This window comes from Actinomadura sp. NPDC048394 (assembly GCF_040651755.1).
Classification (GTDB): domain Bacteria; phylum Actinomycetota; class Actinomycetes; order Streptosporangiales; family Streptosporangiaceae; genus Spirillospora; species Spirillospora montaniterrae.
This window is the reverse complement of sequence record NZ_JBEZJL010000016.1, coordinates 1-22,714: the sequence shown is the minus strand read 5'-3', so window position 1 is coordinate 22,714 and position 22,714 is coordinate 1. Positions and strand designations below refer to the sequence as shown.

Below are 22,714 nucleotides of genomic sequence, written 5' to 3'. Positions count from 1 at the left end.
CAGGCGGCCAGCGAGTTGCTGGTTAGGACGCGTCGGCTGCGGCCGCTGGTTCGGTGGTGTCGCCTTCGTTCTCGGCCATTTCGTGGTCTGGGGTCGGTGGTGTCGCTATCTCGGTGACCTTGGCGCTGGGCCGACGGCGCGGACGGTGGGCGCCCAGGACGACGGCGGCGGCGTCTTCGGCCGATTGCTGCGCGAGTTGCGGCAGGACGCTGGTGTAGATGTCGGCGGCGATGGCCAGGGATGACAGGCGCAGGGTCTGCTGGACGACTTTGAGGTCGTATCCGGCGGCGAGCAGGAAGGTGGCGGCGCCGTGGCGCAGGTCGTGCAGCCGGACCGGCGGCAGTCCGGCCTCCATCGACAGTTGCTCGAACTGCTCGGTGACCTCGTTGGGGTCGACCGGGCCGCCGGTGGGTGTGGTGAACACGAATCCGGTCTCGGTCCAGGCGTCGCCGGCGGCGAGGCGCTCGGTGTTCTGTCTCGCTTTGTGGGCGCGGAGTTCTTTGATGGTGGTTTTGTCGAGGTTGATGGTGGCCTCTCCGGCGTCGGTCTTGGGTTTGCCTTCGAAGGTGTCGGGGCCGATCTGGGTGATCTGCCAGCGGATCGTCGCGGTGCCGGAGGTCAGGTCGAGGTCGGCCCAGCGCAGGCCGCATGATTCCCCGCGCCGCAGCCCGCGGAAGGCGATCAGGTGGAACTGGGCGTACAGCCGGTGCCCGCGGGCGCGGTCCAGGAACGTACGGGTCAGGGCTGGTGTCCACACCATGACGCGCGACGGGCGTGGGGCGCCGATGTAGGCGTCCAGGCGGTTGATGTTCTGGCCGATCCGTTTGTGCGGCTCGAGTTGGGACAGGCGCCGACGGCGGGCGTTCATCGTCTCGATGTGCGCGGCGAAGTCGTGCTGCCATTGGGTGATGCGTTCGTCGGTCCACACCAGCGCCTTGGGTGCCTTGCCCGAGGGGAGTTCGACCAGGGCGGCGACATTGATGTCGATGAGGCGCTCGCGGACCGCCTTGGCCAACGCCGAGCGCAGGGTGGCGCGGATGCGGTGCTTGGTGGCCGCGCCGACCATCCGCTGTCCCTTGACCTTGGCCCGCAGTTTGGGGTCGAGGGTTTGGCGGGCACGGGCGACCTGCTGGTTGCGTTCGTCGATGGCGTCGAAGACCCGGTCGACGTCGCCGACGCGCAGCCGGTTCAGTGGAATGTGCCCGAGGTGGGGGTTGAGGTAGAGGCGGATGTGCTGGGCGTAGCTGCGGCGGGTGCCCTCGCGCAGGTTGCGGCGCCCGGCCAGCCACTGGTCTAGGTATTCCCCCACCGTCACCGACCGCGACAGGTCCTGCCCAGTGCGGATCTTACGTCGCACCTCCTCTGGTTCGGGGAGCTGTTTGGTGGCCCGGACGGTGGCGGTGATGAGGTCGGCGATCTGCACTCGCGCGGTCTCGTCGGCACCGGCGATGGCCAGGAGTTCCTTGGCGCGGTTCAGTTCGGTCTCGGCGTCCTCCTGGCGGGCGAATCCACCTTTCCGGAGCGGGTTGCGGCGGACGCCTGCGGCGGTCAGCGGGAGTTCCAGCTGGTATTTCCAGGTTCCGTGGGTGCTGCTCCAGCGGCCGTTGCTGCGCCGGAGCTTCGGGCAGTTCTTACCCAGGCGTTTGCCCTCGTCGTTGCGGCATCCGCAGGTCTTGAACGTGCTTCCTTGGGCAGTCATTCAGTTCTCTTTCTGATGGTGTGCAGGCGGCCCGCCTGGGATCGGCCGGTCGTGGGCGAGCCCGAGGACGGTGAGCAGGTCGGCGGTGCAGACGCGGTAGCTGCGCCCGACCTGAAGCACCCGGCAGGGGAAGCGGCCGGTGCGGGCGAGCTGGTAGGCCTTGGTGCGTCCGACCCCGAACACCCGTCCCGCGGTGACCAGGTCGATGGTGGCGGGCAGCGAACGGATCTCCGCCGCCGTCAGTCCCTTCACCGCACACCACCGGCACCCGGGCCGCCCCGGCGGCGGGTGCGCCGCCCCTGGTGGCGGCTGGCGGCGGTGCGGGGTGCATGTGGGTCCTCCAGCGGATCGGTGTCGTCCGGGTAGCTAGGGCGGCACGGGACATCCTGCGGACGCCCGTGGCCATGCAGTCCGGAGCGTCGGTATGCACCCTTGTCTCCGGGTCGCCGGTCAAGCCCTCGCTGCCGACGCGGTCCGAAGACCCGGACGACAGTGACGGGAGGAGCGACGAACTGCGGCGCATTGGATGAGGTGAGGTGCCAGGCGTTTCCGCACCGGTATGCGCGCAGCCGGGTCCCCGGAGCGGCGATTCGGGCGGCCCGGCGGGCATCGGTTCGGGTGGCGTAGCGGGCTCGCCCGCACCGCGCGCACAGGCCGAGCTGCAGTACCGCCAGCATTTCGCTGACCCGATCGGGTCTCCGGTCGTGGTCGGTTGTGCGGGCCATCACCGGTCTCCCTGAAGGTCGGCGGCTCGGTGGAAGAGCAGCAGGTCTTCGTGGGCGGTGGCGCAGGCGGGAAGACCGCGGTCGCGGGCGCGGCGGGTCTCCAGCATCTGGAAGAACGAGGTCCTGTTGACCAGTCGGCCTCCGCGCAGCCCGGCCAGCAGCGCCGCGTAGCGGCTGGCCAGGATCAGGCCGTTGCGGGCGGCGGTGTCGATCACCATGCCGGGCAGATCGATCAGCTCGCCCTTGACCCGGATCGGGCGGACGGTCACCGCGACCACACCGCACGGACGCAACAGCAGGGCGCTGCCGGCCAGGATGCGCCCGAAGCCGTCCAGCAGGCCCGAGAGGGGCTGGTGGGCGAGATTTCCGCGGTCGGTGGAGTAGCGGTGGTGGCGTTTGAGGACCTTGCCACCGCCGTTGTCTCGACTGGAACGGATGTGCCCATGGGTGTGGGAGCCGTAGGGCGGTGAGGTCAGGACCAACGCTGCCTTTCCGCGCAGTTCCTTATAGACGGTGGCGATGGTGCGGGCGTCACCGCAGGCCAGCTGGTAACGACCGGTGGCGCCCTGCGCGTGGGCGTGGCGGAGGTTGTTCAGGGTGAGGTCGACGAAGGCGCGTTCGTACTCCATGCCGGCGGCGTCGCGGCGTAGATGGATGGCCTCGACGAGGGTGGTGCCGATCCCGCACATCGGGTCGATGACCAGGTCTCCGGGCTGGGTGAAGGCGTCGATGACGGTGGAGGCGATGGCGGGCAGCATCTTGCCCGGGTGACGCATCGACTCGGGCGTGTAGCGGCCGTGGCGCTGCAGCCGGGATGGGCGCTGCCCGGTCGCCAGCACCGATGCCAGGAACTCCCGTCGAGTCAACTCGTTGCGGGTCGGCTGGTGGTTCATCGCGTCCTCCCGCCGTTCGGGCCTTCGGGACCGTCCGATTCCGCAGTCCTTGGTGGTTTGGTGAACAGCGAGACGGTGGCGTGGACGTTGACGGTGGGCGGCAGCGACGCCGAACCGGTGTCGCGCAGCTGGGCCAGATCGGCGGGGCCGGCCTGGACGACCAAGGCGTCGTCGTCAATGGGGACCCGCAGGGCGATGACGTGCTGGGCGTAGCGGAACCTGACGCGTTGGGCGTGACCGATGATGCGGGGCGCGGGGTCGATGAGGCGTCCGGCGTGGTGGTGGAGTGTGGTGATGACCGCCAGGACGCCACCGGGCCGCAGGACTCGCCACGCTCCGGCCAGGAACAGCCCGAGCTGCTGGCTGGTCAGCATCCACAGCTCGGCCCGGCACGCCGCACACTCGCGTTCGGTGGGCTGTCGCGGCGGGCGTCCGCCGGTCTCATAAGGCGGTGGCGCGGCGATGACCAGGGCGACGTCGCCGAGCCGGTCGGCCAGCCCGCGGGTGATCTGGTCGGGCCGTGTCGGGCGCATCTGCACGCGTCCCAGCTGGGCGGTGTTCAGGGTGGCGCGCAGGCGGGTGCCGATGTGCTGGGCGAGCGGGAAGTGCGGGACCAGCGCGATGGCGCGGCGGTCCAGTTCTGCGGCGGCGGTCAGGGTGGCCTCGCTGGTGGTGAAGCCCTCGGCGACCAGGTCGCCTTCGCGCGTGCAGGTGCCGATGAGGTGGCGGGCCAACTCGCGGCCGACGGCTTGGCGGTGCCGGACGCAGATGGTGGCTGACGTGGGCCGTTTCGGGTGAGCGTCGGTTCGAGCCGTCGGGTTGTTTTCGGGAGAGTCCGAGCACAGCCAGACGGTCAATGGGACCATTCGCCGCTGAATCGGGCGGTTATTGCTGCTCGGCAAGCGATTCGGGTCGGACGGTGTGCAGTTCATGTGCTGGGTGACCCGTGGCGGCCACCCGATCCCCGTGCACTTATGAAGCACCGCTGAACAGCCTGGTTTTCAGGATCTGCTGCGTCAGTATCTGGTCAAGATGACGGGACCGGCTTTTGGGCTGTGTGCTCGCTGGGGCGTGGCCGCCGAGAAGCTGTGAACTTGTTGTCGGCTGGGGTTTCCGGGTGAAGGAACCGCTCTATCAGTGCTTCAAAGATTGATCAAGAAATGCGGCCGATCTCTGAATTCTGGGCTGCTGGGCGGTGCTTCATGGGTGCCAGTCGAGATCACCGGTGAACGGTGCGGGCCTCGGGCGGCCGGCCAGAACCCGGTCCCCGCCGCACCATTCCGTCACTCGTGTCCAGCCAAGGAGGACACCCGAAGCCCAGGGCCGCACCGCTCCTGGTGATCCGGCTGGCAGCCGAATCCGCACCGACTCGTCCCGGAGACGCTGCCATGCGCACCCGCAGAAGCCCACAGCCGGTCGACCGCCACCCGCGGCGGCCCGCCGCAGGCCTGTCCACCACCGTCCGAACATTCATCGCCCCCGGTGCCGAACGCAGGCCCCGACCATCCCGGCGGCGGCTGGTGGCCGCGTCGCTGGTGTGGACGGCCGGATGCGCGGCGACCGCGCTGCTGGTGCCCGGAGTGGCCGATGCCAGCACGCACCTCGCCGCAGCGGCTTCGCTGAAGGAGGTGATCGACAACCTGCGGAATGTGATCGTGGGGTTGCTGGTGGGGTTGGCGACACTGTTCGCCACGATCGGCGGGGTCCGCTACATGCTCGCCGGTGGCGACCCCGGCGAGGTGGAGGCGGCCAAGAAGACCCTGCGGTACGCCGCGATCGGGTACTCGGTCGCGGTGCTGGCGCCGCTGCTGGTGAAGATGCTCCAGAGCATCGTCGGTACGCCCTCGTGACCGCAACCGCTAGCCGACCCGCCTGGACGCGTAGGTCTGCGGCGTTCACCCTGGCGGCGGCGCCGCTGATCGTGTTGATGGCCGCCGCGCTGGTGTATGCAGGAGCCTGTCCGGCCCTGGGAGCCGCTGACCCTGCGCCACATCCGACGGTCAACCCGTCACCGGATGCACCACAGACCCCGCCGCCACAGTCCCCGTCCCCGCAGACCGCGCCGCCGCACTCTCCAGCGCCCGCATCGCAGCCGCCTTCCGAGCCTGCTCCGCCGCCCGGCGGTCCGGCGCCGTCACCGACGCCGGGGCGCTCGCCGGCTCCGGCGACTCCGGGCGGTCAGGACCCGGCCAACGGCGAGGACGGTTCCGGGTGCGGATTCATGGACATGGGGTGCATGGCCAAGCAGGCGGTGAACGGCTGGTTCGCTGATCTGGTCACCAGTGCCGCAAAGCCGATCTTCAACCTGCTGGCCGAGACGGTCCTGGCCACCCCGCCGCTGGACTCGCCGGACATGGCGCGCGCCAAGGACCTGTGGGGTGTGGCGCAGACCATCGCCAATACCTGCTACGTGCTGATCATCACCGTCGGCGGAGTGCTGCTCATGGCCGGGCATTCGCTGCCCGGCGGCGAGCTCACGCCCGGGCAACTGGTGGCGCGGCTGCTGGGGGCGTTCTTGGCCTCCAACCTCAGCCTCATCGTCATCGGCTACGGGATCACGTTCGCCAACGGCTTGGCCGGCGCGTTCCTCAAAGCCGGGGCCGAGGCGGTCGCCCCCGGCCGGGTCGCCAAGGTGATCGCCGGATACGTGGTCGCCAATCTGGTCCCGGCGCAGCCGTTCACGATCCTGATCGGATTGGGCGTGGTGGTGCTGGCGCTGTGCGTGGGGTTCATCTATATCGTCCGCGTCGCGCTGACCATGGTGTTGATCGCCGCCGCACCGGTGGCGTTGATTTTCCATGCCCTGCCGGCGACCGACGGGCTGGCGCGGTTGTGGTGGCGCAGCATCACCGGGGTGCTGGCCATCGGAGTGTGCCAGTCGCTGATCTTGGCGACCGCGTTTCGGCTGATGTTCTCCAGCGTCAAGGGAACCGACGGCCACTTCCCGGGCCTGGCCTCCAACAGCACCGTCGACCTGCTGCTGGCGCTATGCCTGCTGTGGGTGATGGTCCGCGTCCCCGCCTGGGTCGCCCGCACCATCTGGCGGCAGGCCCAGCCGCGCCTGCTCACCGGACTAGTCAAGAGCCTCATCCTCTACCGCGGCCTGGGCGCCCTGATGAACCGCCGCGGCCCCGCGAGCAACTTCTCAACCCCATCGCCTGCTCCACCAACACCGCCACCGACTCTGCCACCTCCATCGCCTCCGTTCCCGCCGCCGGCCCCTCGTCCAGGACCGGCCTTGCCCAGCCCGTCTCGCGCTGCCTTGGCGCTGCCCGGTGCTTCACGCACACCGCTGGAGCTACCGAGTTCCGTGGAGCCGCTGGCGCTGCCCGGCGGGGCAATCCCGATGCCACCAGGAGCGATCTCGATGCCACCAGGACGACCGTCTGGCCCCGAGTCCAACAGCGATAGGCAAGGAGCCCGCCACCCGATGCAGCTGGCGCTACCGATCCCCGCCCAACCCGCGCCTGCCACCACGCCCAGAGCGCGTCGGCCGAGGCAACTGGCTCTGCCGATCCCCGCCACCCGAGTGCCCCGGCAGTCCGCTCCGAGCACGCCAGCGCCGTCGAATGCGCCAGCGCGGTCGCGACAGCTGATGATCCCCGGCATGCCCAGACGGCCTGTCCCGCGCCGACAGCTGACCTTGTGGATCGACCCGCCGAAGTCCCGGAGGCACCGATGACCGCTCGCCACCAGCAATATGCCGAAACGCCGATGAGCGTGAAGATCCCCGCCGACGTCGACCAGCCCGACAAGATCCTTTACGGACTCACCACCCGGCAACTGGCGATCCTGGCCGGCACCGCCGCCACCACCCTTTGGATCTTCTTCACCCTCGGCCCCTTGATGCCGTTCCCAGTGCTAGCGGCGCTGCTGGTCCCGGTCGCGGCGGTCGGATTCGTGCTGGCGGTCGCCCGCCACGACGGCATGAACCTCGATCGCTACATCCTGGCCGCCCTACGTCACCTGCGCGCCTCCAAAGAACACGTCACCGCCGCAGAGTCGGTACAGCCGCCACCGGCCTGGTGCCGGATGCGCGGACGCCTGCCCGAACCCTTGCGGCTACCCGTGCGTGCCGTCCGCGAAGACGGTGCACTGGAACTGGCCGACGGCGGTGTCGCAATCATCGTCCGCGCCGGCACGCTCGCCTTCGGGTTGCGGACACCACGCGAGCAGGCCGGGCTGGTGGCGGTGTTCGGCCGCTGGCTCAACTCCCTGGACGCGCCAGTCCAGATCCTCATCCAAGCCAGCCCAGTCGACCTGACCGGGCTGGCCGACCACATCAGCCAGCACGCACCTGCCCTTCCGGATCCGGCTCTGGAGCAGGCCGCGTTCGAGCATTCCGCGTTCCTCACCGACCTCGGCGACACGCACGACCTGCTCATCCGGCACGTCCTCATCGTCATCACCGGCCATGTCCCAGCTTCACCCCCTGCTTCCGTCCTGGCGTGGCGGCAGCACGAACGGCGCCGGTGGGACGTGACTCAGCCGCTGCAGTCGCCTTGCGACGCGCTACCGAAGCCGTGCAAAGCCTGGCCGCCCTTGCCGTCCCGGCCGAGGTCCTCGACGCCGACAGCGCCATCGCCGTCCTAACCGAATCGCTGTCCCCAGGAGAGGCCCATCTTGTGGATAACTCCGCTCTGGGTGACGTGATCACTCACCGGCAGGAGGCATGATGCGACCTTCACTCAGCGCACTCGCACACACGCTCGGCCTCACCGCCCCGGCCGCCCCCGGAAATGGCCTTGTGGAAGACGGCCATGGAGATGGCCTGAGCCTTCCGAGAGTGGGTCCGTCGGCGGTGCGCGTCAACGCCCGGTCGCTGGAGCTGCCAGCCGGCTTGTGCGCGTCATTCGCCGTGACCGGCTACCCGCGAGAGGTCGGCGCGGGCTGGCTGGAACCGCTGCTCACCTACCCCGGACGCCTCGACGTTTCCCTGCACATCGACCCGGTTCCACCGCTGGTCGCCGCACAGCGGCTGCGTCGGCAACTCGCCCGCCTGGAGTCGACGTCGCGGGCCAACGCCCAGCAGGGCCGACTGGCCGACTTCGCCGCCGAAGCCGCAGCAGACGACGCCGCCGAACTCGCCGCCTCTCTCGCTCGCGGCCACGGCCGCCTCTTCCGCGTCGGCCTGTACCTCACCGTCCACGCTCCGGGCGCCGGCGTGCTGGAGGGCGAGGTGCAGCGGGTGCGCGCGCTTGCCGCGTCCCTGTTGTTGGACGCACAGCCCACTACCTTCCGCGCGTTGCAGGGCTGGACCACCACTCTGCCTCTCGCCTGCGACACGGTCGGGGCGCGGCGGGTCTTCGACACCGCCGCCCTGGCGGCCTCCTTCCCCTTCACCTCACCCGACCTGCAACCGGCGCTGGGCGACACACCAGTGTTGTACGGGCTGAACGCCTACTCCGCCGGAGTCCTGCTTTGGGACCGGTTCGCCCAGGACAACTACAACTCCGTCACCCTCGCCCGCTCCGGTGCCGGCAAGTCCTACTTCACCAAACTCGAAACCCTCCGGCTGCTCTACCAGGACGTCCACGTCGCGGTCATCGACCCCGAAGACGAATACCGGCGCCTGTGCGACCACGTCGCCGGCACCCACATCGCTCTCGGCGCTCCCGGCGTCTGCTTCAACCCCTTCGACCTCCCGCAGGACCAGGACGACGACACTCTCATCCGCCGCGCCCTGTTTCTGCAGACCCTCATCGCGGCCATGCTGGCAGAGCCGCTCACCCCGGTGGCGCGGGCGGTGCTGGACCGCGCGGTCCTTGCCGCCTATCGAGCCCGCGGCATCAACTCCGACCCCCGCACCTGGGTGCGCCCCGCACCCGTGCTGAGTGACCTCACCACCCAGCTCGACGTCCTCGCCCGTACGGAGACGCCGGACGCGGGCGCGGCAGCCGATCTGTCGGCGCGGCTGGTGCCGTTCGTCACCGGCTCCTACCGCGGCTTGTTCGCCGGCCCCACCACCACCCGCCCCGCCGGGCACCTGGTGGTGTTCTCGCTGCGCGACCTGCCCGACGAGGTCCGCACCGTCGGGATGCTGCTGGCTCTGGATGCGATCTGGCGGGCCGTCGCCAACCCCGACGACCGGCGGCGCCGCTTGGTTGTGGTCGACGAAGCCTGGACGCTCATGCGCGAGACCGAGGGCGCACGGTTCCTGTACCGGCTCGCCAAGTCCGCCCGCAAACACTGGGCAGGACTCGCCGTCGTCACGCAGGACGCCGGCGACCTCCTCTCCTCCGACCTGGGGCGTGCCGTGATCGCCAACTCCGCCACCCAGATCCTGCTCCGCCAAGCACCCCAGGCCATCGACCAGATCACCGACGCCTTCGACCTCACTGACGGTGAGAAGACCTTTCTGCTGTCCGCCGACCGAGGCCAGGGACTGCTGTGCGGCACCGGTGCCGGATCAGACCGGGCCGCTTTCACCGCTATCGCCAGTCCGAACGAACACCGGCTCGTCACCACCGACCCCGCTGAGCTCGCCATGCGCACCGAACACGACAAGACCCCTGCAGCCATGAACACGGAGGCCGACCAGTGATGATCCGAACGGCAATCCTGCCGGACGCCACCAGCGGTACCGGCGTGTACAGGCTGCTCTCGGACCTCGCAGACCCGCCGCACAGGCTCGTCGAGCTGGCGGCCGAGTACGGCCCCATCGCCGCGCTGGGCATCGTGGGAGCTGCCGCCGCTTGGACAAGTGCCCGCTGGCTGTTGTGGGACTGGCGCAACAGCAGGTTCGCCCCGGGCGCGCGGTTGGTCGAGGTGGCAGTGCCACCGAAGGTGGAGCCGGCCAGCGCCGCCGCTTGGTGGGCCCGCCTCATCGGCCTCACCTTGCCCTGTTGGAAGCGCCTGGTCTTCGGGCAGCCGCACCTGGCGTTCGAGTATCGCGCCGACCACAACGGTGTCCGCTTCCACGTCTGGGTTCCCGGCGTCATCCCGCCTGGTCTGGTCGAGAAGACCATCCGGGCGTCCTGGCCCGGCGCCACACTCACCACCCAGCCGGCTACCTCGCCACTCCCACGCGACCAGGAGCACAAGGCAGCAGGCGGGCGTCTGGTACTAGCCCGGCCCGAGCATTTCCCGCTCGCCAGCGACCACGATGCCGACCCGCTACGAGGGCTCCTCGGCGCCGCGTCCGGGCTGGCCGAGGGCGAGCACCTGGCTGTGCAGATCCTGGCCCGCCCCGCCACTGGCCACCGCCTCACCAAGGCCTACCGGGCCGCCTCGGCGCTGCGCGGTGCACGGTCCACCGCGCCGCAAGGTCACCTGTTCGACCTGCTCACGCCCGGAATGTCCGGACATCGCAACCCCAGCGAACTCACCCGCCAGCATCCCGAACGCGCCGAACAAGTGCGCGCCATCCTCGGCAAAGCCACCCGGCCCCGCTTCGAGGTGCAGATCCTGTACGGCGTCGCCAGCCGCCACCCCGACCAGATCGACAACGGATGGCTGCGCGCGCATGCTCATGAGACCGCCTCGACCTTCGCGCTGTTCACCTCCGGCCACCAGTACCTGCGCCGCCGCCGACTCCACAACCCGGCCGCACGGCTGGCCGAGCGGCGCCTGCACCGCGGCTACCTGCTGTCGGTCGACGAACTCGCCGCGATGGCGCACCTGCCCTACGACCTGGCGGCACCCGGCGTCACCCGGGCCGGTGCTCGCCCGGTCGCGCCCTCACCGGCCGTCCCTGTCTCCGGCAATGGCGTCCGCATCCTGGGTGACTCCGAGGCCGGTGCACCGCGGCCGGTCGGACTCACCGTGGAAGGCGCCCGCCAGCACCTGCACGTCCTCGGCCAGACCGGCGTCGGCAAATCCACCTTCCTGGCCAACCTCATCCTCTCCGACGCCACCGCCGGACGCGGCGCTCTGGTGATCGACCCCAAGGGCGACCTGATCGCCGAGGTCCTCCAACGCCTCCCCGAACGCGCCATCGGCCGAACCGCGGTCTTCGACCCCGCCGCACCAGGACGGCCACCATGCCTGAACGTCCTCGCCGGCCACGATGCCGCGTTCGCGGCCGAGTCGATCGTCACCACCTTCCGCCGCTGCTTCACCTCCGCCTGGGGACCCCGCCTGGACGACCTGCTCCGCTCCGCCTGCCTCACCCTCACCCGCGTCAACGGGACCCGGGCCACCCTCGGCGACATCCCCACCCTGCTGACCGATATCGCCTACCGCGCCCGTGTCACCTCACGCCTCACCGACGAACTCCTCCGCGGCTTCTGGGCCGCCTACGACGAACTCACCCCAGCCGCACGCGCCTCGATGATCAGCCCAGTCATGAACAAACTCCGCGCCGTCCTGCTTCGCCCCTTCATCCGCGACACCCTCTCGGGCAGCGCGTCGACCGTCGACCTTGCAGACACCCTCGCCTCCGGCGGCCTCATCCTCGCCCGCCTCCCCAAAGGCGTCCTTGGCGAGGACGCCGTCCGCCTTTTCGGCTCGCTGCTGCTAGCCCACACCTGGCAGGCCATCACGCCCCGCTCCATCCAAGCCGAGCACGACCGCCCCGACGCCGCCGCCTACATCGACGAAGCCCACAACTTCCTCAACCTGCCCGGCTCGATCAGCGACATCCTCGCCGAAGCCCGCGCCTACCGATTCAGCCTCACCATCGCCCACCAACACCTCTCCCAGCTCCCTAAAGATCTCCGCGAAGCCGTCTCCGCCGACGCCCGCAACAAGATTTACTTCGCCGCCTCGCCCGAAGACGCTGCCGACCTCGCCCGCCACACCACGCCATTACTGTCCCCGCACGACCTCTCCCACCTGGGCGCCTACCAAGCCGCCGCCCGACTCATGGACGGCAACGCCCCAACCCCGGCCTTCACCTTCCGCACCCGCCCGCTCCCCGACCCCATCCCCGGACGAGCAACCGCCGTCCGCCACGCATCCCGCGAACGATTCTCACCGCAGCACACCGCACGCTCGATCCCTGAAGTCGGATTGCGGGACCTGGACGCCTCAACGCTCGCACCGTCCGCTTCCCCTGAACTGCCTGATGGAGCGGCCACAGTGACCGCGCGTGTCATACCGCCTGCGGAGGAGCGGCGATGACCCGACCGCACACGACGAGCACTCGGCTGCGCGGAAGCCAAATCCGTGCGCCACGTGTTTCCGCAGAGGTGGTCGCGGAGCTGGCCTATCGGCTGACCGCCCGCGACCGGGAGGTGCTGACCCTGGTCTGGGAACACCGCGTCCTGACCACCGGGCAACTCACCCGGCTGTTCTTTCCCACCCCGGAGCGGGCACGGCAGCGCCTTAACCACCTGCACCGCCACCACGCACTCCTGCGGTTCCGTCCCTGGACGCCCGTCGGCTCCAAACCCTGGCATTGGGTCCTCGGGCCCGTCGGCGCGCACGTCCTGGCCGTCGAGCACGGCCAGAACATCACCGAGTTCGGATACCGGCAGGACACCGCCACCGCCATTGCCGTCTCGCCGCGCCTCGCACACCAGATCGGCGTGAACGAGTTCTTCGTCTCGCTCCATGTCTGCGCCCGGCACCAAGCCGGCGCTGTGGAGCAGTGGTGGTCGGAACAACGCTGCGCGGCCCTGTGGGGCGATCTCGCCCGGCCAGATGCCTTCGGCCGCTGGACCCAGACCCGCGCCGACGGCGTATCGAGCACGCTGGACTTCTTCCTTGAGCACGACACCGGCACCGAAACCCTCGCCCGGGTGGCGGCCAAGCTCGGCAGCTACGCCGACCTCGCCGAAGCCACCGGCACCACTACACCCGTCCTGTTCTGGCTTCCCTCACCAAAACGAGAAGCCAACTTCCGGCGCCTTCTCGGCACACCCGAGGTACCGGTCGCCACCGCTGTTCACACACCCACGACCTCGGTCAACGGGCCCGCCGGGGCCGTCTGGCAGCCCGCCGACGCCACCGGTCCCCGATACCGCCTTGTCGACCTGGCGGATCTGTGGACGATCATCACCCGGCGCGACCAACCCCGACCCAACAACGATGACCCGGCGGGCCACTGATGCCCCTGGCAATCGGAGCACTTGTCGGCGTCCTCGTACTGATGGGCATGCTCGTCGCGGTGATCAGCGCCGTCATCCCCAGCTCCGGACAGACCGTCTGTCAGCCTCCACCAGGTAGCTCCGCCGCCGCGATTCCGCCTGCGTATCTGGTCCTCTACCGCAAGGCCGGAGCCGAGTACGGAATCGGCTGGAACGTGCTGGCCGCCGTCGGAAAGGTCGAGTCCGACCACGGTCGCGGGCCCGGCTCGGGCATCCGCTCGGGCACCAACCCGGCGGGCGCCGCAGGACCCATGCAGTTCCTCGCCGGGACCTGGAAAGCATTCGGGGTCGACGGCAACAAAGACGGACGAACGAACATCTACGACCCGGCCGACGCGATCCCGGCCGCTGCCCGTTACCTCAAGCACAACGGCGCACCCGGAAAAGTCCGCGCCGCGCTCTTCCAGTACAACCACTCCGACCAGTACGTCGACCTCGTCCTCCGCCAAGCCAGCGCCTACGCGGCACAAGGAGACGAGACGGCTGGCGGCAGATGCGCCATCCCTGGAGCCTTCGCGGCGATGCCGCCGGGGAAGGCGGCCGCTGCGGCGATCGCTTTCGCCCGTGGGCAACTCGGCAAACCGTACAGGTGGGGCGCCGAAGGCCCGAACGCCTTCGACTGCTCCGGCCTGGTCTATGCCGCCTACCGCGCCGCCAGCGTCACCCTCCCGCGCGTCTCCGGCGACCAGTGGCGCCAAGGCCACCACATCACCAACGGCCAAGAACAGCCTGGCGACCTGGTCTTCTTCAACTCCGGACCAGGCACCTCCACCACCAATCCCGGACACGTCGGCCTGGTCATCGGCGCCGGAAAGATGGTCGCCGCACCCCACACCGGCACCGTCGTCCAAATCCAGCCCTACACCCGTCCCAGCCTCCTCGGCTTCACCCGCCCCACCGCAACACGCTCATGAACGCACACAACCGCAAAGAAGACCGGGCACGCTCCCCCGAGCGGGCACAGCAGGCGGCGATATGGGCCGACCGTCTGACGCAGGCCACCACGGCCTTCGCCGTGATCGCGGTCGCGGGCGTCGCCGCGGTCATCTCCTACCAGCACATCCTCGAACTCACCCGCTCCCACGGAGAGGACGGCCTGACGGCGCGGCTGGTGCCCGTCACCGTGGACGGGCTGATCTGGGCCGCGTCGATGGTCGTGCTGGATGCCGGGCGCCGCAGCCGTCCGGCGCCCGCGCTGGCGTGGTGGAGCCTGGCAGCGGGCATCGTGGCGACCGTCGGTGCCAACGTGGTACACGGCGCCGCGCACGGCGTCATCGGTGCCCTGATCAGCGCATGGCCCGCGCTCGCCCTCATCGGCTCCTTCAAACTCCTGATGATCCTTATCCGCAACGCGATACGACCGCGTGCCGATGCCGAACCCCAGCAGTGCACCACGCCGGAGCAACTGGTTCCCGGGCGCGCCGAAGTGGAGCAGACCGTGGAGCAAGCGGTACTGGCCGAATACCAGGCAAGCCTCAACGGCCCCGGCCGCCCTCTGTCGCAGCGGTATCTGGCTGAGAAGTACTGCCTCGACCGCCGCAAGGTCAAGCAGATCATCAGCGCCGAGAACAGCCCATCCCCAGTCGATTCGTCTTCGAGCGACGGCCCGTTGCAGACTTCACCATGATCAAGGACCCGCCCCGCGGCGCAGGGCCTGCTCGGGCCGCCGACGCTCTTCCCTTCTGCTCCGGCTCTAGCCGTCTGTTGCCCAGCCCGGTTGCTCAGGCACGTTGAGCGGGAAGCCCTCGCGAGCGGCGTACTCGGCGCGGAGCCCCCGGAGCAGCGCTAGGACCGTTGTGTCGTCGTCGCACAGGGCGACGCGCTTGTATCCACGGCGGCCCTGGTCGTTCCAATCGGCGAACACCTCGTAGGCGAACTCGCTGCTTCCGGACGAGGCGAGTTCATCGCCGAGCACCGGCGGCGGGTCAGCGCGGGCCGCAACGACGTACTGCAGCAGCACCTCGTACTTGTTTCCCGCCACCACGATGGTCAGCTCGTTCCGTTCGCGCTTGTCATCCCATCCGTAGTCGACATGATCGAAGTCGAAGTCGCCGGCCAGGGCGCGGGCCATGTCCTTGAGGGTCTTGGTCATCGGTGTCTGTCTTCCGTGGTGATGCGATGGGTCGTGCGTGATGTCAGCGTCTGGCCTGCACGAGCCCGGTGGTTCAGCTCACGCACTGTCGTCTCCGACCAGGGCGCGGGTGGCGATGTCCAGCGGGGACGTCGAGACCCGGTGCGCGTGGTGGCAACAAGGAGCCGTGCCGGTGTGGGGGCAGTGTCGGGCCGCCCTTTGGCGCGCGGCGGTATCCCGCAGTGCGGCGGCCAGGACGTCTCGAGCGCCCAGAATCGGCTCGGCGGCGCCCAGCGTGTTGCGGACGGCGACGATCAGCTCGTCGCTGATCTGCCGATAGGCGTTCGGGTGCCGGGCACGGTCGGTGATCACTACGCGCTGCAGGGCTTCGCCCAACAGTTCAAGGTGGTCGAGAAGTGAGTGGGGTTCGGGGCCGTAGGCGGTAGTCGGGGTGGTGTCCATCGGTAATCCCTTCATTGATCGGTGAGGTCGACGGCGGCAAGGCCAACTCGTCCTTCGGCTGAGCCGCCTGCTGGCCTGTGGTGCTGCCGTCGAGTTATTCCGGGCGGTGAATCCTTGGAGAGCCAATCCGTGGGGGTCAATGCTGGGTGTCGGCTCGCGCCGCCTTCCAGGCGCCACGCGGCCCTTGGCATAGCGGCGACCTGCGCTGACCACCGGTAACTCCATTCAGGCGGGGGCGCACGCGCACGTTGTGGCGGTCACCTGGTTGCGTTGTGCGGGCCCTGCGGCCGGGTACCGGTCGGTGTACGCGGGTGCCATGTGCGCCGTGTGGTCGGCCTTGGAATCTCCGTGCAGGTGTGCGGTTCGGCGGGGTGCGATCGGTGTGCTGGTCGCGCCCCGCCCAGGTTCGCACCCGGGCGGGGACGCGGCGGGGTGTCTATGTGCTGCGGAGGGCGCGGGTGGCGGCGGTGCCGATGGTTTCGGCTGTTTGGGCGGGGTCAGTGAGGGTGAGCCGGTGGGCGCCGCGCATGACGGTGGGGTGCTGGTCGGGGGCGAGCCACAGCACAGCGCACCCTGAGGCGGTGAGCCGGTCGAGGCGTTTCTGCCCGAAGGCGGGGTGGTCGTCTTTGAAACGGCCGTCCGAGACGATCACCAGCAGGCGGGCGGCGCCGGGACGTGTCAGGTCCAGGGCGGCGTCGAGGGCGTCTATGGCGGTGGTGAAGTCCTCTCGCGGGTCGTTGGCGGCGAATACCGGGACCGCGGCGGCGGCACGTCCAGGGTGAGTGAGGGCCCGTACGCGGGCGCCGAAGATGACGGAGGCGGACACGGCGTCGGAGACGTGTGCGGCGGCACGGGAGATGATCCAGGCGGCAGAGGCGACGGGAGCGGCGAAGGCGTTCATGGATCCGGACACGTCGCAGGCGATCCCGACTCGTAGCGGCGGGGCGGGCACGTGGCGCCGGATCGTCTGGGTGAAGGGTTCGGCGGTCGGGGTGGCCCCGGCGGCGCGCTGCGCGTCGGCTGCGAGGGCGCCGCGCATGCTGAGGCGTCCGGGCGGGGTTGGGGAGGTGCTGCGGGTCGTGACGCGGTCGCGGTGTGCGGCGGCGCGCAGTTGCCGGGCCAGTCGGCGGGCGGCGGCTTGTTCGGCGGGGGTGGGGGTGCGGGTGCCGGTGATGGCGGTGGCGCCACGCCGGGTGGTCGAGGTGGTGCTGGGTGCGAACACCCGCCGCGCCGCCCGCTGCGCCTGTTCGCGCACGTTCTTCTCTTGCCGGCGTTCTTCTCCTCGGTCGGTAGCGGTGACTTCCGGCGCGGTGCCGGGTGCGGTGGCGGCGGTGTCGGGCGCGTTGTGCACGGCGATCAGAGTGTCGCCGACCGCCTTGACCAGAGGTGAGGGGTCGCCGGAGGCGCCGGGCGTGCCGGGTGGCGGAGTGGGTGCGGGGTGGTCGGGGCGGGTGCCGATGATCCGGCACCACCGGCGCCCGAGTTCCAGCATCGCCTCGCCGTCGGTGTCGGGGGTGGTATGGGCGATGTGCCACAGCGCCGACAGCGCGCTGAGCCGCGACTCACCGAGCACCTCGACCACGACTGTGCGTAGCTTCGCGGTTTCGGCGGTGGTGAGGATTCCGGCGGCGGTGCGGGCCAGTAGCAGCGCGGCGGCGCGTCCGGCGTTCCATGGCGTCATCGCGGCCCCTGGCGTGGACACCGTCGCCCCCGCAGCGGCACCGGCGCCGGACGGCGTACTAGCGGACGGTGCGCTCGCAGAAGCGGCGGCCGGGCCGGGGGTGCCGGTCGCACCGGTCGAGGCGGCGGGCGCCGGGTGGGTGGGGGTTGAGGTGGTGGGAGTGAAGAAGTCGTTGAGGATGAGGTGGGTGGCTGAGGCGCGCAGCCAGGGCCGGTCGGCGGGACGGCGCCGTACTTGCGCCGCCTCGATCCGCGACTCCTCCAATGCCATGGCCGCGTCGATCGCAGCGGCGGGCGCGCCGGTCTGGGGTTCCCAGCGGGTGTGGGTGGCATGCGCGGCCTCATGCACCAGCACGCCCCACAGCGCCGCGTACCGGGCCCGGTCGGCGGGGCGGGTGGGGTCGCACGTCTCGGGCCGCTGGCGGAGGTGCGCGCCGTCCAGTTCGATGGTGGCCAGCGCGGGCACGAAACACCCCGGCGCGCCGCGCCCTAGCCCGGGCGCACACTGCACGGTGAGGTCTTCGCGGTCGCTGAGGTCGGCCACGGCGTCGGTGAACGCCGCCGACAACCGCAGCCACTGCCCGCGCACCCCGCCCCCGGCGGGCGCGGCGGCGGGCGCCGGGGCGGCGGCGCCCGCGCCCGGGGCGGGTGCGGGACCGGTGGCGGTGGTGGTCGGGCCGGTAGCGGGTGCGGTGACGATGTGCGCGGTCATGTGTTCCCCCTGGTGGGTGGTGAATGAGTGCCGGGGCGGGCGCGGCACGCGTGGGCGGGTGGTGCGGGTCAGAGTTGGCGGCCGAGGGCCAGCGGGGCGACGGCGCGCCCGTAGACCGAGCTGATGACCTCGGCGACCGCGTCACGGTCTTCTTCGGGGGCGACCCCGAGCAGGTTGGCAACCGCCGCCTCGGCCCCGAGTACCTCGGTGATCTTCTGGAAGGCGATCAGCTCGCGCAGCTGCGGCGCCCACCCGATCTCACCCGAGGCCTGGCGGCGGGAAAGGTTCCGCGCGACGCGCACAGCGCGGGGTTCGATCTTCAGCGTGGTCGCGAGGTCATAGTCGGTGGACACCTGAATCTGTGCGGCGAACCGCGAGGCGAGGGCCTCGGTCAGCACGGCACCGTGCACGCCCGGGTTGTGACCGGCGACCACGTAGAAGCCCTCTTTGGCGATGATCGTCTCGCCCTTGTGGGGCTTAACGATGATCTGGCGGCGCCCGTCCATCGCCGGATACACCACCGCCAGCACCTTCGGCGAGATGAGGGTGGCGTCGTCGATGAACAGGCACCGGCCCTCGGTCATCGCCGTGACCAGCGGCCCGTAGACGAACTCGTAACCGCCGCCCGGGGCCTGGGTGTACTCGCCGATGAAATCGGCGACGGCGGTGTCACCGTCCCCGGCAACCGTGATCAGGTCCGGGAACGCCGCCTCGACGAGGGACGTCTTCCCGGTGCCGGGCGGCCCGTACAGCAGCGCCGCGATCGACGCCTCACGCAACCGCCGCAGCGCCGCCACGTCCGGCAGGTCCGCCAGCGCACGCGGGTGGTAGGTCTGCCCGTTCGGACGCACCACCGGCCCCCGCCCGAACCGCGCCGCCGCTTTCCCACCCGCCCCCGCACCGCTACCGACGCTGGACGCGGCACCGGGTGCCGGGCTGCCAGTCGTGGTGCTTGCGACGGTCGCGGGGGCGGTCGGCGCGGTGCGCGCCGACCGCCGCGTCCCGGCACCGGTGCCGTTGCTGCCTGTGAGGGCGTCCCGGGTGGTGGACGTGGCGCCGTAGCGGCGCGGCCGCCCCGACACCTGTTCGGCCTGCCCGCGCCCAACCAGGGTCTCCAACGCATTCGCGACCGCACCCGCCGACCGCCCCAACTCTTTGGCGATCTCACCCGGCGTGAACACGGTCTGCGGACGGTCAGCCAGCACACCGGCGACCCGGCGCCGCAACTCCCCCTGCCCCAGGCGACCGCCTGACGGCGGCGCGGCGGGCGCGGCGCCTGGCACGGTGGAGCCAGTGCTGGACGCTACGGCGGCGGTGGACGCGGGGCCGGTGGTCGGCGGGGCGGTGGTGGACGCGGTGGCGGGGACGGTGGTCATCACATACCTCCTGGCTGCGGTGGTTGGTGGTGCGGGGGCAGGCGGTGGGGCGCCCGCCCCCCGTGGCGGTTGGGTGGGCGGTCAGCGCGCGGCGGACGCGGTGGCCTTCGCAGAGCGCCCGGCGGTGTGGGGCGCGCAGTTGGCGGCGCCCGGCGCGGCACGGTGCGTGGTGGTGAATCGGCGGGGGCGTTCGCACACCAGCTCGGCATGACCGGCCTCGGCGAGCCGGTCCAAGGCGTTGGACACCGCCCCCGCCGAATGACCGATCACCTTCGCCACCTCATGCGGCGTGAACGCCGTACCGGGGTGCGCGTCCAGGTGCGCGGCGACCTTCGCGCGCATCGCCCCCGGCTGCGACCGCACCCGCCCCGACGCCGTCCGCACCGGTCCCTGCGCCGCCGCCCGCACCAACCGCCGCACCAGCCCGGAACCACTGTAGGCGCCCTCAGCCGCCACCAGCGCCGCGTTCCCGTCCCCGGCCTCCAGCGCCGCCAGCGCCGCCGTGACCCCGTCACGCAACGCCGTCAGCGCGTCCCGCGCCTCCGCGACCGCCGCCGGGTCCAACTTTGCTTCCGCGTCCTCACCACCGTCCGCGTCCGTGGTCGCAGCGCCAGGGGCGGTTTCGTCGATCTCCTCGGCGTCCGTGCCGCCGCCACCGTTAGCCCCGCCGGACGGGGCCTCCTCCGGCCCGTCGGCGGACACGTCCGGGGCGGGCCCGGTCGGCGCCGCGTCGGCTTCCGTGTTCGCGGGCGCGGCGTCGTCGGGCCCGGTGGCGTCGGTCGCGTGCCAGGTGTCGGGCTGCTGCTTACCGCCGTCGCGACCGCCGCGCGTCCGCACCGCGCGCCCGTCGCCCTCCAGGGCGGTCAGCGTGCGCGCCACCGTCGCGCGGCTGACACCCGCCATCGCCGCGATCGTTCCTACCGTCGCCCCCGGGTTGGCCGTCAGCGCGTCCCACACCGCGCCAGCCGCCCCCGCCGGACGCTCCCCGCCGGGCGTACCCGCCACATTGTCAACCGTCCCCTGCGCGCCAATGACGCCGTTCCCGGTCGCCGTTCCGGTGGTGATGTTCTTCGCGGCCATTTCGACTCCCATTCCATTCGTTCCGGCGACCGTGTTTCGGCGCCGTTCCCGTTCATCGGGAGCTCGACCATTTCTCGACACCGCAACGATGGGCAAGCACCTGCGGCCACTTTTTTAATCACCTCGACGGCTGAACGATGTAACCAATCGCGACCACCCGCACCCAAACCCAAGCAACCGCAAACATTTATTTCACAATACGAAACCGCGCCCGTTGCCGATCATCGCGCCGCACCGCAATCTTCCGGCGAATACGTCTCAATAAAAGGCGGCGGAACGGCGCGGTGACATCATCCGGGAACGCCGCACCCCCGCGACTCGCGCAACTGAGGTGAGGCCGAGCGCCAGCGCTGCCGAGATCCGGCATCCAGGGAGCCGGCATGCATGCAGGCATGACGAGGGAGACGGCCGACCCATCAGCAGGTAGAGAGCCTGGGAACGAAGCTGCGTCACGCGGTCGACCACACCCGCGGGGACTATTACCAGGAGTCGTCCTGGTGACGAGTCGGGCTCACGAACAGAAGATGCAACAGCGCGCTGACCTGCATGAATCCGGCTGCTCGACCCTTCTTGTCATAGCCAGGACCCCGAGGAGAAGACCGAGAAGAAGACCGAACAGAACCCCGAAAAGACGCGACGCCATTCGACCGCCGCTGCGGGGGCGGGAGCGGGCGAAGCGCCATGAAGAGGGACGGGCCTCGTCCGCCGCCCGGCAAGCACCGGGTGTGCGGACGAGGCCTCGGCCTCATTACGGCCTGCTCTACTCTGTCCTCGAGGGGCCAGCCTGCTAACCCCAGGCTGGGCCCTCCCTCACGAGGCCAGCGGCGTCTCCTGCACTGGCGAGGCGTTGGAGCCGCCGCGCAGGTCGAGGTCCGCCCAGACGGTGTGACCGGTCTCCGGGCTGCCGTGGATGCCGACCGACAGCGCGAGCCGGGAGACCATGAGCAGCCCTCGCCCGTTCACTCGCGGCTCGCAGCCCGGCTGCTCCGAGCGGATGGTCGGGATGCAGCCGCCCCCCAGGTCGGTCACCGCGATGTAGGCCACGTCCTGCAGCGTGACCTCTAGCCCGAACCAGCCCCGGTCGTAGCCCGACCGCGTGTGCCGGACCGCGTTGCTGGCCAGCTCAGCCACCACCACCGCCACGTCCTCCTCGCGCCCGGTTCCCGCGAACAGGGCCGCCGCCAGCTGCCGTGCGGAGCTCACCTGGTCTGCCCGGCCCGAGAACACTCGACGCCACCGCATCGGCTCCGGCCCCCACATCCATTCTGCTGCCGAGCACAGGTTCCAATTTCTCGTTGCCACGTTGTTCCCTTCTCGCCTTTGCTGTTGCCCTCCCGTCTCCCAGCCGCAAGGCAGACGGGCGGACATTGATTAGTGCTCAGCTCGCTACTGTCCGTCAAGTCGACGCTATTGGGTGCGCCTTCTGTGATCTCACCCCGCGAGCAAGGGGCAATAGGAGCGACGCCGATTAATCAACCTGACGTGTCCAGAGGATGGGCAGAGGTGAGCGATTCGATTGGTACGGTCAGATCGCCAGCAGCGCCCAGACGGTTTTCCCGCCGGCAGGGAGCGGGCGCACACCCCACGCAGCGGAGACGGCAGCCACCATCAGCAACCCACCGCCCGGCTGTCCTGGCTGAAGTTCCGAAGGGAGTCGGGGTGGGGCGGGCCCCATGTCCTCCTTGGCCTGGTGGCCTGTTCTGGCCTGCGGCATCAAGACACGGCGCTTCGGCTAGAGGATCCATGGGTCATGCTGTCGATGTTGCTTACCCTCACTGGCCTGGCCCTCTTGGCACTGGCGTTCGTCCTCGGTCTCTGGCCGGTCCACTACACCGTGAACGGCGTCCCCTTCTCCTGCGGGTCCGCACTGCGGCCGCATCGAACCATGGAGGGTCTTCCCCCCGAACCGTGGACACCGGTTGCTATGCGGCTTGCGCCACCTTATGTGACTGCTGTTCGTAGGTGATCGGACTCATCTGGCCCAG

The 22,714-nt window shown here is 70.3% G+C and carries 18 protein-coding genes; 8 read left to right on the top strand and 10 right to left on the bottom strand.

Going from position 1 to position 22,714, the window contains the following annotated elements:
* Positions 1–22: 22 nt before the first annotated feature.
* From AB0C78_RS13370 to AB0C78_RS13355, 4 genes are all read right to left on the bottom strand, one after another.
* The gene (locus tag AB0C78_RS13370) at positions 23–1,699 is read right to left on the bottom strand and encodes a tyrosine-type recombinase/integrase (protein ID WP_360746416.1); all 1,677 of its coding nucleotides are present in this window, start codon (positions 1,697–1,699) and stop codon (positions 23–25) included.
* Positions 1,700–1,951 carry a DNA-binding protein gene (locus AB0C78_RS13365; RefSeq protein ID WP_360746413.1) on the bottom strand — a complete coding sequence of 84 codons (252 nt, stop codon included), beginning with the start codon at positions 1,949–1,951 and terminating at the stop codon, positions 1,700–1,702.
* A 472-nt stretch (positions 1,952–2,423) separates the two neighbouring features.
* A complete protein-coding gene (locus AB0C78_RS13360) occupies positions 2,424–3,317 on the bottom strand; it encodes a DNA methyltransferase (protein ID WP_360746410.1) in 894 nt (297 codons plus the stop codon).
* Complete coding sequence (locus tag AB0C78_RS13355) at positions 3,314–4,051, bottom strand: hypothetical protein (RefSeq protein ID WP_360746407.1); 738 nt, start codon at positions 4,049–4,051, stop codon at positions 3,314–3,316. Before AB0C78_RS13355 ends, AB0C78_RS13360 begins: the two co-directional genes overlap by 4 nt.
* Positions 4,052–4,705: 654 nt before the next feature.
* Here AB0C78_RS13355 and AB0C78_RS13350 point away from each other — a divergent pair.
* From AB0C78_RS13350 to AB0C78_RS13315, 8 genes are all read left to right on the top strand, one after another.
* Positions 4,706–5,167, top strand: coding sequence for a pilin (locus tag AB0C78_RS13350; RefSeq protein ID WP_360746404.1), 462 nt, complete (start codon positions 4,706–4,708; stop codon positions 5,165–5,167).
* A 386-nt stretch (positions 5,168–5,553) separates the two neighbouring features.
* The gene (locus AB0C78_RS13345; RefSeq protein WP_360746402.1) at positions 5,554–6,999 is read left to right on the top strand and encodes a hypothetical protein; all 1,446 of its coding nucleotides are present in this window, start codon (positions 5,554–5,556) and stop codon (positions 6,997–6,999) included.
* Entirely contained in the window at positions 6,996–7,910 is a 915-nt protein-coding gene (locus AB0C78_RS13340) for a PrgI family protein (RefSeq protein WP_360746399.1), read from the top strand. The genes AB0C78_RS13345 and AB0C78_RS13340 overlap by 4 nt, the downstream gene beginning before the upstream one ends.
* A gap of 208 nt (positions 7,911–8,118) precedes the next feature.
* Entirely contained in the window at positions 8,119–9,861 is a 1,743-nt protein-coding gene (locus AB0C78_RS13335; protein ID WP_360746396.1) for an ATP-binding protein, read from the top strand.
* Positions 9,861–12,380, top strand: coding sequence for a DUF87 domain-containing protein (locus tag AB0C78_RS13330; protein WP_360746746.1), 2,520 nt, complete (start codon positions 9,861–9,863; stop codon positions 12,378–12,380). Before AB0C78_RS13335 ends, AB0C78_RS13330 begins: the two co-directional genes overlap by 1 nt.
* A complete protein-coding gene (locus AB0C78_RS13325) occupies positions 12,377–13,309 on the top strand; it encodes a replication-relaxation family protein (protein ID WP_360746393.1) in 933 nt (310 codons plus the stop codon). The genes AB0C78_RS13330 and AB0C78_RS13325 overlap by 4 nt, the downstream gene beginning before the upstream one ends.
* Positions 13,310–13,350: 41 nt before the next feature.
* The gene (locus tag AB0C78_RS13320) at positions 13,351–14,262 is read left to right on the top strand and encodes a bifunctional lytic transglycosylase/C40 family peptidase (RefSeq protein ID WP_360746390.1); all 912 of its coding nucleotides are present in this window, start codon (positions 13,351–13,353) and stop codon (positions 14,260–14,262) included.
* Positions 14,259–14,975: a DUF2637 domain-containing protein gene (locus AB0C78_RS13315; protein WP_360746387.1), complete on the top strand. Its 717-nt coding sequence runs from the start codon at positions 14,259–14,261 to the stop codon at positions 14,973–14,975. The genes AB0C78_RS13320 and AB0C78_RS13315 overlap by 4 nt, the downstream gene beginning before the upstream one ends.
* 66 nt (positions 14,976–15,041) lie before the next feature.
* Here the strand turns inward: AB0C78_RS13315 and AB0C78_RS13310 are convergent, their stop codons facing one another.
* The 6 genes from AB0C78_RS13310 to AB0C78_RS13285 all read right to left on the bottom strand — a co-directional run bounded on the left by AB0C78_RS13310 (position 15,042) and on the right by AB0C78_RS13285 (position 21,971).
* Positions 15,042–15,440: a hypothetical protein gene (locus tag AB0C78_RS13310; RefSeq protein WP_360746384.1), complete on the bottom strand. Its 399-nt coding sequence runs from the start codon at positions 15,438–15,440 to the stop codon at positions 15,042–15,044.
* Between the two features lie 78 nt (positions 15,441–15,518).
* Positions 15,519–15,881, bottom strand: a complete 363-nt coding sequence (locus AB0C78_RS13305) for a hypothetical protein (protein ID WP_360746382.1) — start codon at positions 15,879–15,881, stop codon at positions 15,519–15,521.
* Between the two features lie 436 nt (positions 15,882–16,317).
* A complete protein-coding gene (locus tag AB0C78_RS13300) occupies positions 16,318–18,273 on the bottom strand; it encodes a hypothetical protein (RefSeq protein WP_360746378.1) in 1,956 nt (651 codons plus the stop codon).
* A 68-nt stretch (positions 18,274–18,341) separates the two neighbouring features.
* Positions 18,342–19,499 carry an AAA family ATPase gene (locus AB0C78_RS13295; RefSeq protein ID WP_360746375.1) on the bottom strand — a complete coding sequence of 386 codons (1,158 nt, stop codon included), beginning with the start codon at positions 19,497–19,499 and terminating at the stop codon, positions 18,342–18,344.
* 231 nt (positions 19,500–19,730) lie between these two features.
* Positions 19,731–20,729 (bottom strand): MarR family transcriptional regulator, encoded by a 999-nt coding sequence (locus AB0C78_RS13290; protein WP_360746372.1) that lies wholly within the window; start codon positions 20,727–20,729, stop codon positions 19,731–19,733.
* Positions 20,730–21,539: 810 nt separating this feature from the next.
* Positions 21,540–21,971, bottom strand: coding sequence for an ATP-binding protein (locus AB0C78_RS13285; RefSeq protein ID WP_360746370.1), 432 nt, complete (start codon positions 21,969–21,971; stop codon positions 21,540–21,542).
* Positions 21,972–22,714 lie beyond the last annotated feature (743 nt).

What these genes read in the sequence shown, in the direction of transcription:
- AB0C78_RS13370 (WP_360746416.1), bottom strand. Translation starts at nt 1,699, where the DNA reads ATGACTGCCCAAGGAAGCACGTTCAAGACCTGCGGATGCCGCAACGAC.
- AB0C78_RS13360 (WP_360746410.1), bottom strand. Translation starts at nt 3,317, where the DNA reads ATGAACCACCAGCCGACCCGCAACGAGTTGACTCGACGGGAGTTCCTG.
- AB0C78_RS13350 (WP_360746404.1), top strand. Translation starts at nt 4,706, where the DNA reads ATGCGCACCCGCAGAAGCCCACAGCCGGTCGACCGCCACCCGCGGCGG.
- AB0C78_RS13345 (WP_360746402.1), top strand. Translation starts at nt 5,554, where the DNA reads ATGGCCAAGCAGGCGGTGAACGGCTGGTTCGCTGATCTGGTCACCAGT.
- AB0C78_RS13340 (WP_360746399.1), top strand. Translation starts at nt 6,996, where the DNA reads ATGACCGCTCGCCACCAGCAATATGCCGAAACGCCGATGAGCGTGAAG.
- AB0C78_RS13330 (WP_360746746.1), top strand. Translation starts at nt 9,861, where the DNA reads ATGATCCGAACGGCAATCCTGCCGGACGCCACCAGCGGTACCGGCGTG.
- AB0C78_RS13325 (WP_360746393.1), top strand. Translation starts at nt 12,377, where the DNA reads ATGACCCGACCGCACACGACGAGCACTCGGCTGCGCGGAAGCCAAATC.
- AB0C78_RS13320 (WP_360746390.1), top strand. Translation starts at nt 13,351, where the DNA reads ATGGGCATGCTCGTCGCGGTGATCAGCGCCGTCATCCCCAGCTCCGGA.
- AB0C78_RS13315 (WP_360746387.1), top strand. Translation starts at nt 14,259, where the DNA reads ATGAACGCACACAACCGCAAAGAAGACCGGGCACGCTCCCCCGAGCGG.
- AB0C78_RS13310 (WP_360746384.1), bottom strand. Translation starts at nt 15,440, where the DNA reads ATGACCAAGACCCTCAAGGACATGGCCCGCGCCCTGGCCGGCGACTTC.
- AB0C78_RS13305 (WP_360746382.1), bottom strand. Translation starts at nt 15,881, where the DNA reads ATGGACACCACCCCGACTACCGCCTACGGCCCCGAACCCCACTCACTT.
- AB0C78_RS13300 (WP_360746378.1), bottom strand. Translation starts at nt 18,273, where the DNA reads ATGACCGCGCACATCGTCACCGCACCCGCTACCGGCCCGACCACCACC.
- AB0C78_RS13290 (WP_360746372.1), bottom strand. Translation starts at nt 20,729, where the DNA reads ATGGCCGCGAAGAACATCACCACCGGAACGGCGACCGGGAACGGCGTC.
- AB0C78_RS13285 (WP_360746370.1), bottom strand. Translation starts at nt 21,971, where the DNA reads ATGCGGTGGCGTCGAGTGTTCTCGGGCCGGGCAGACCAGGTGAGCTCC.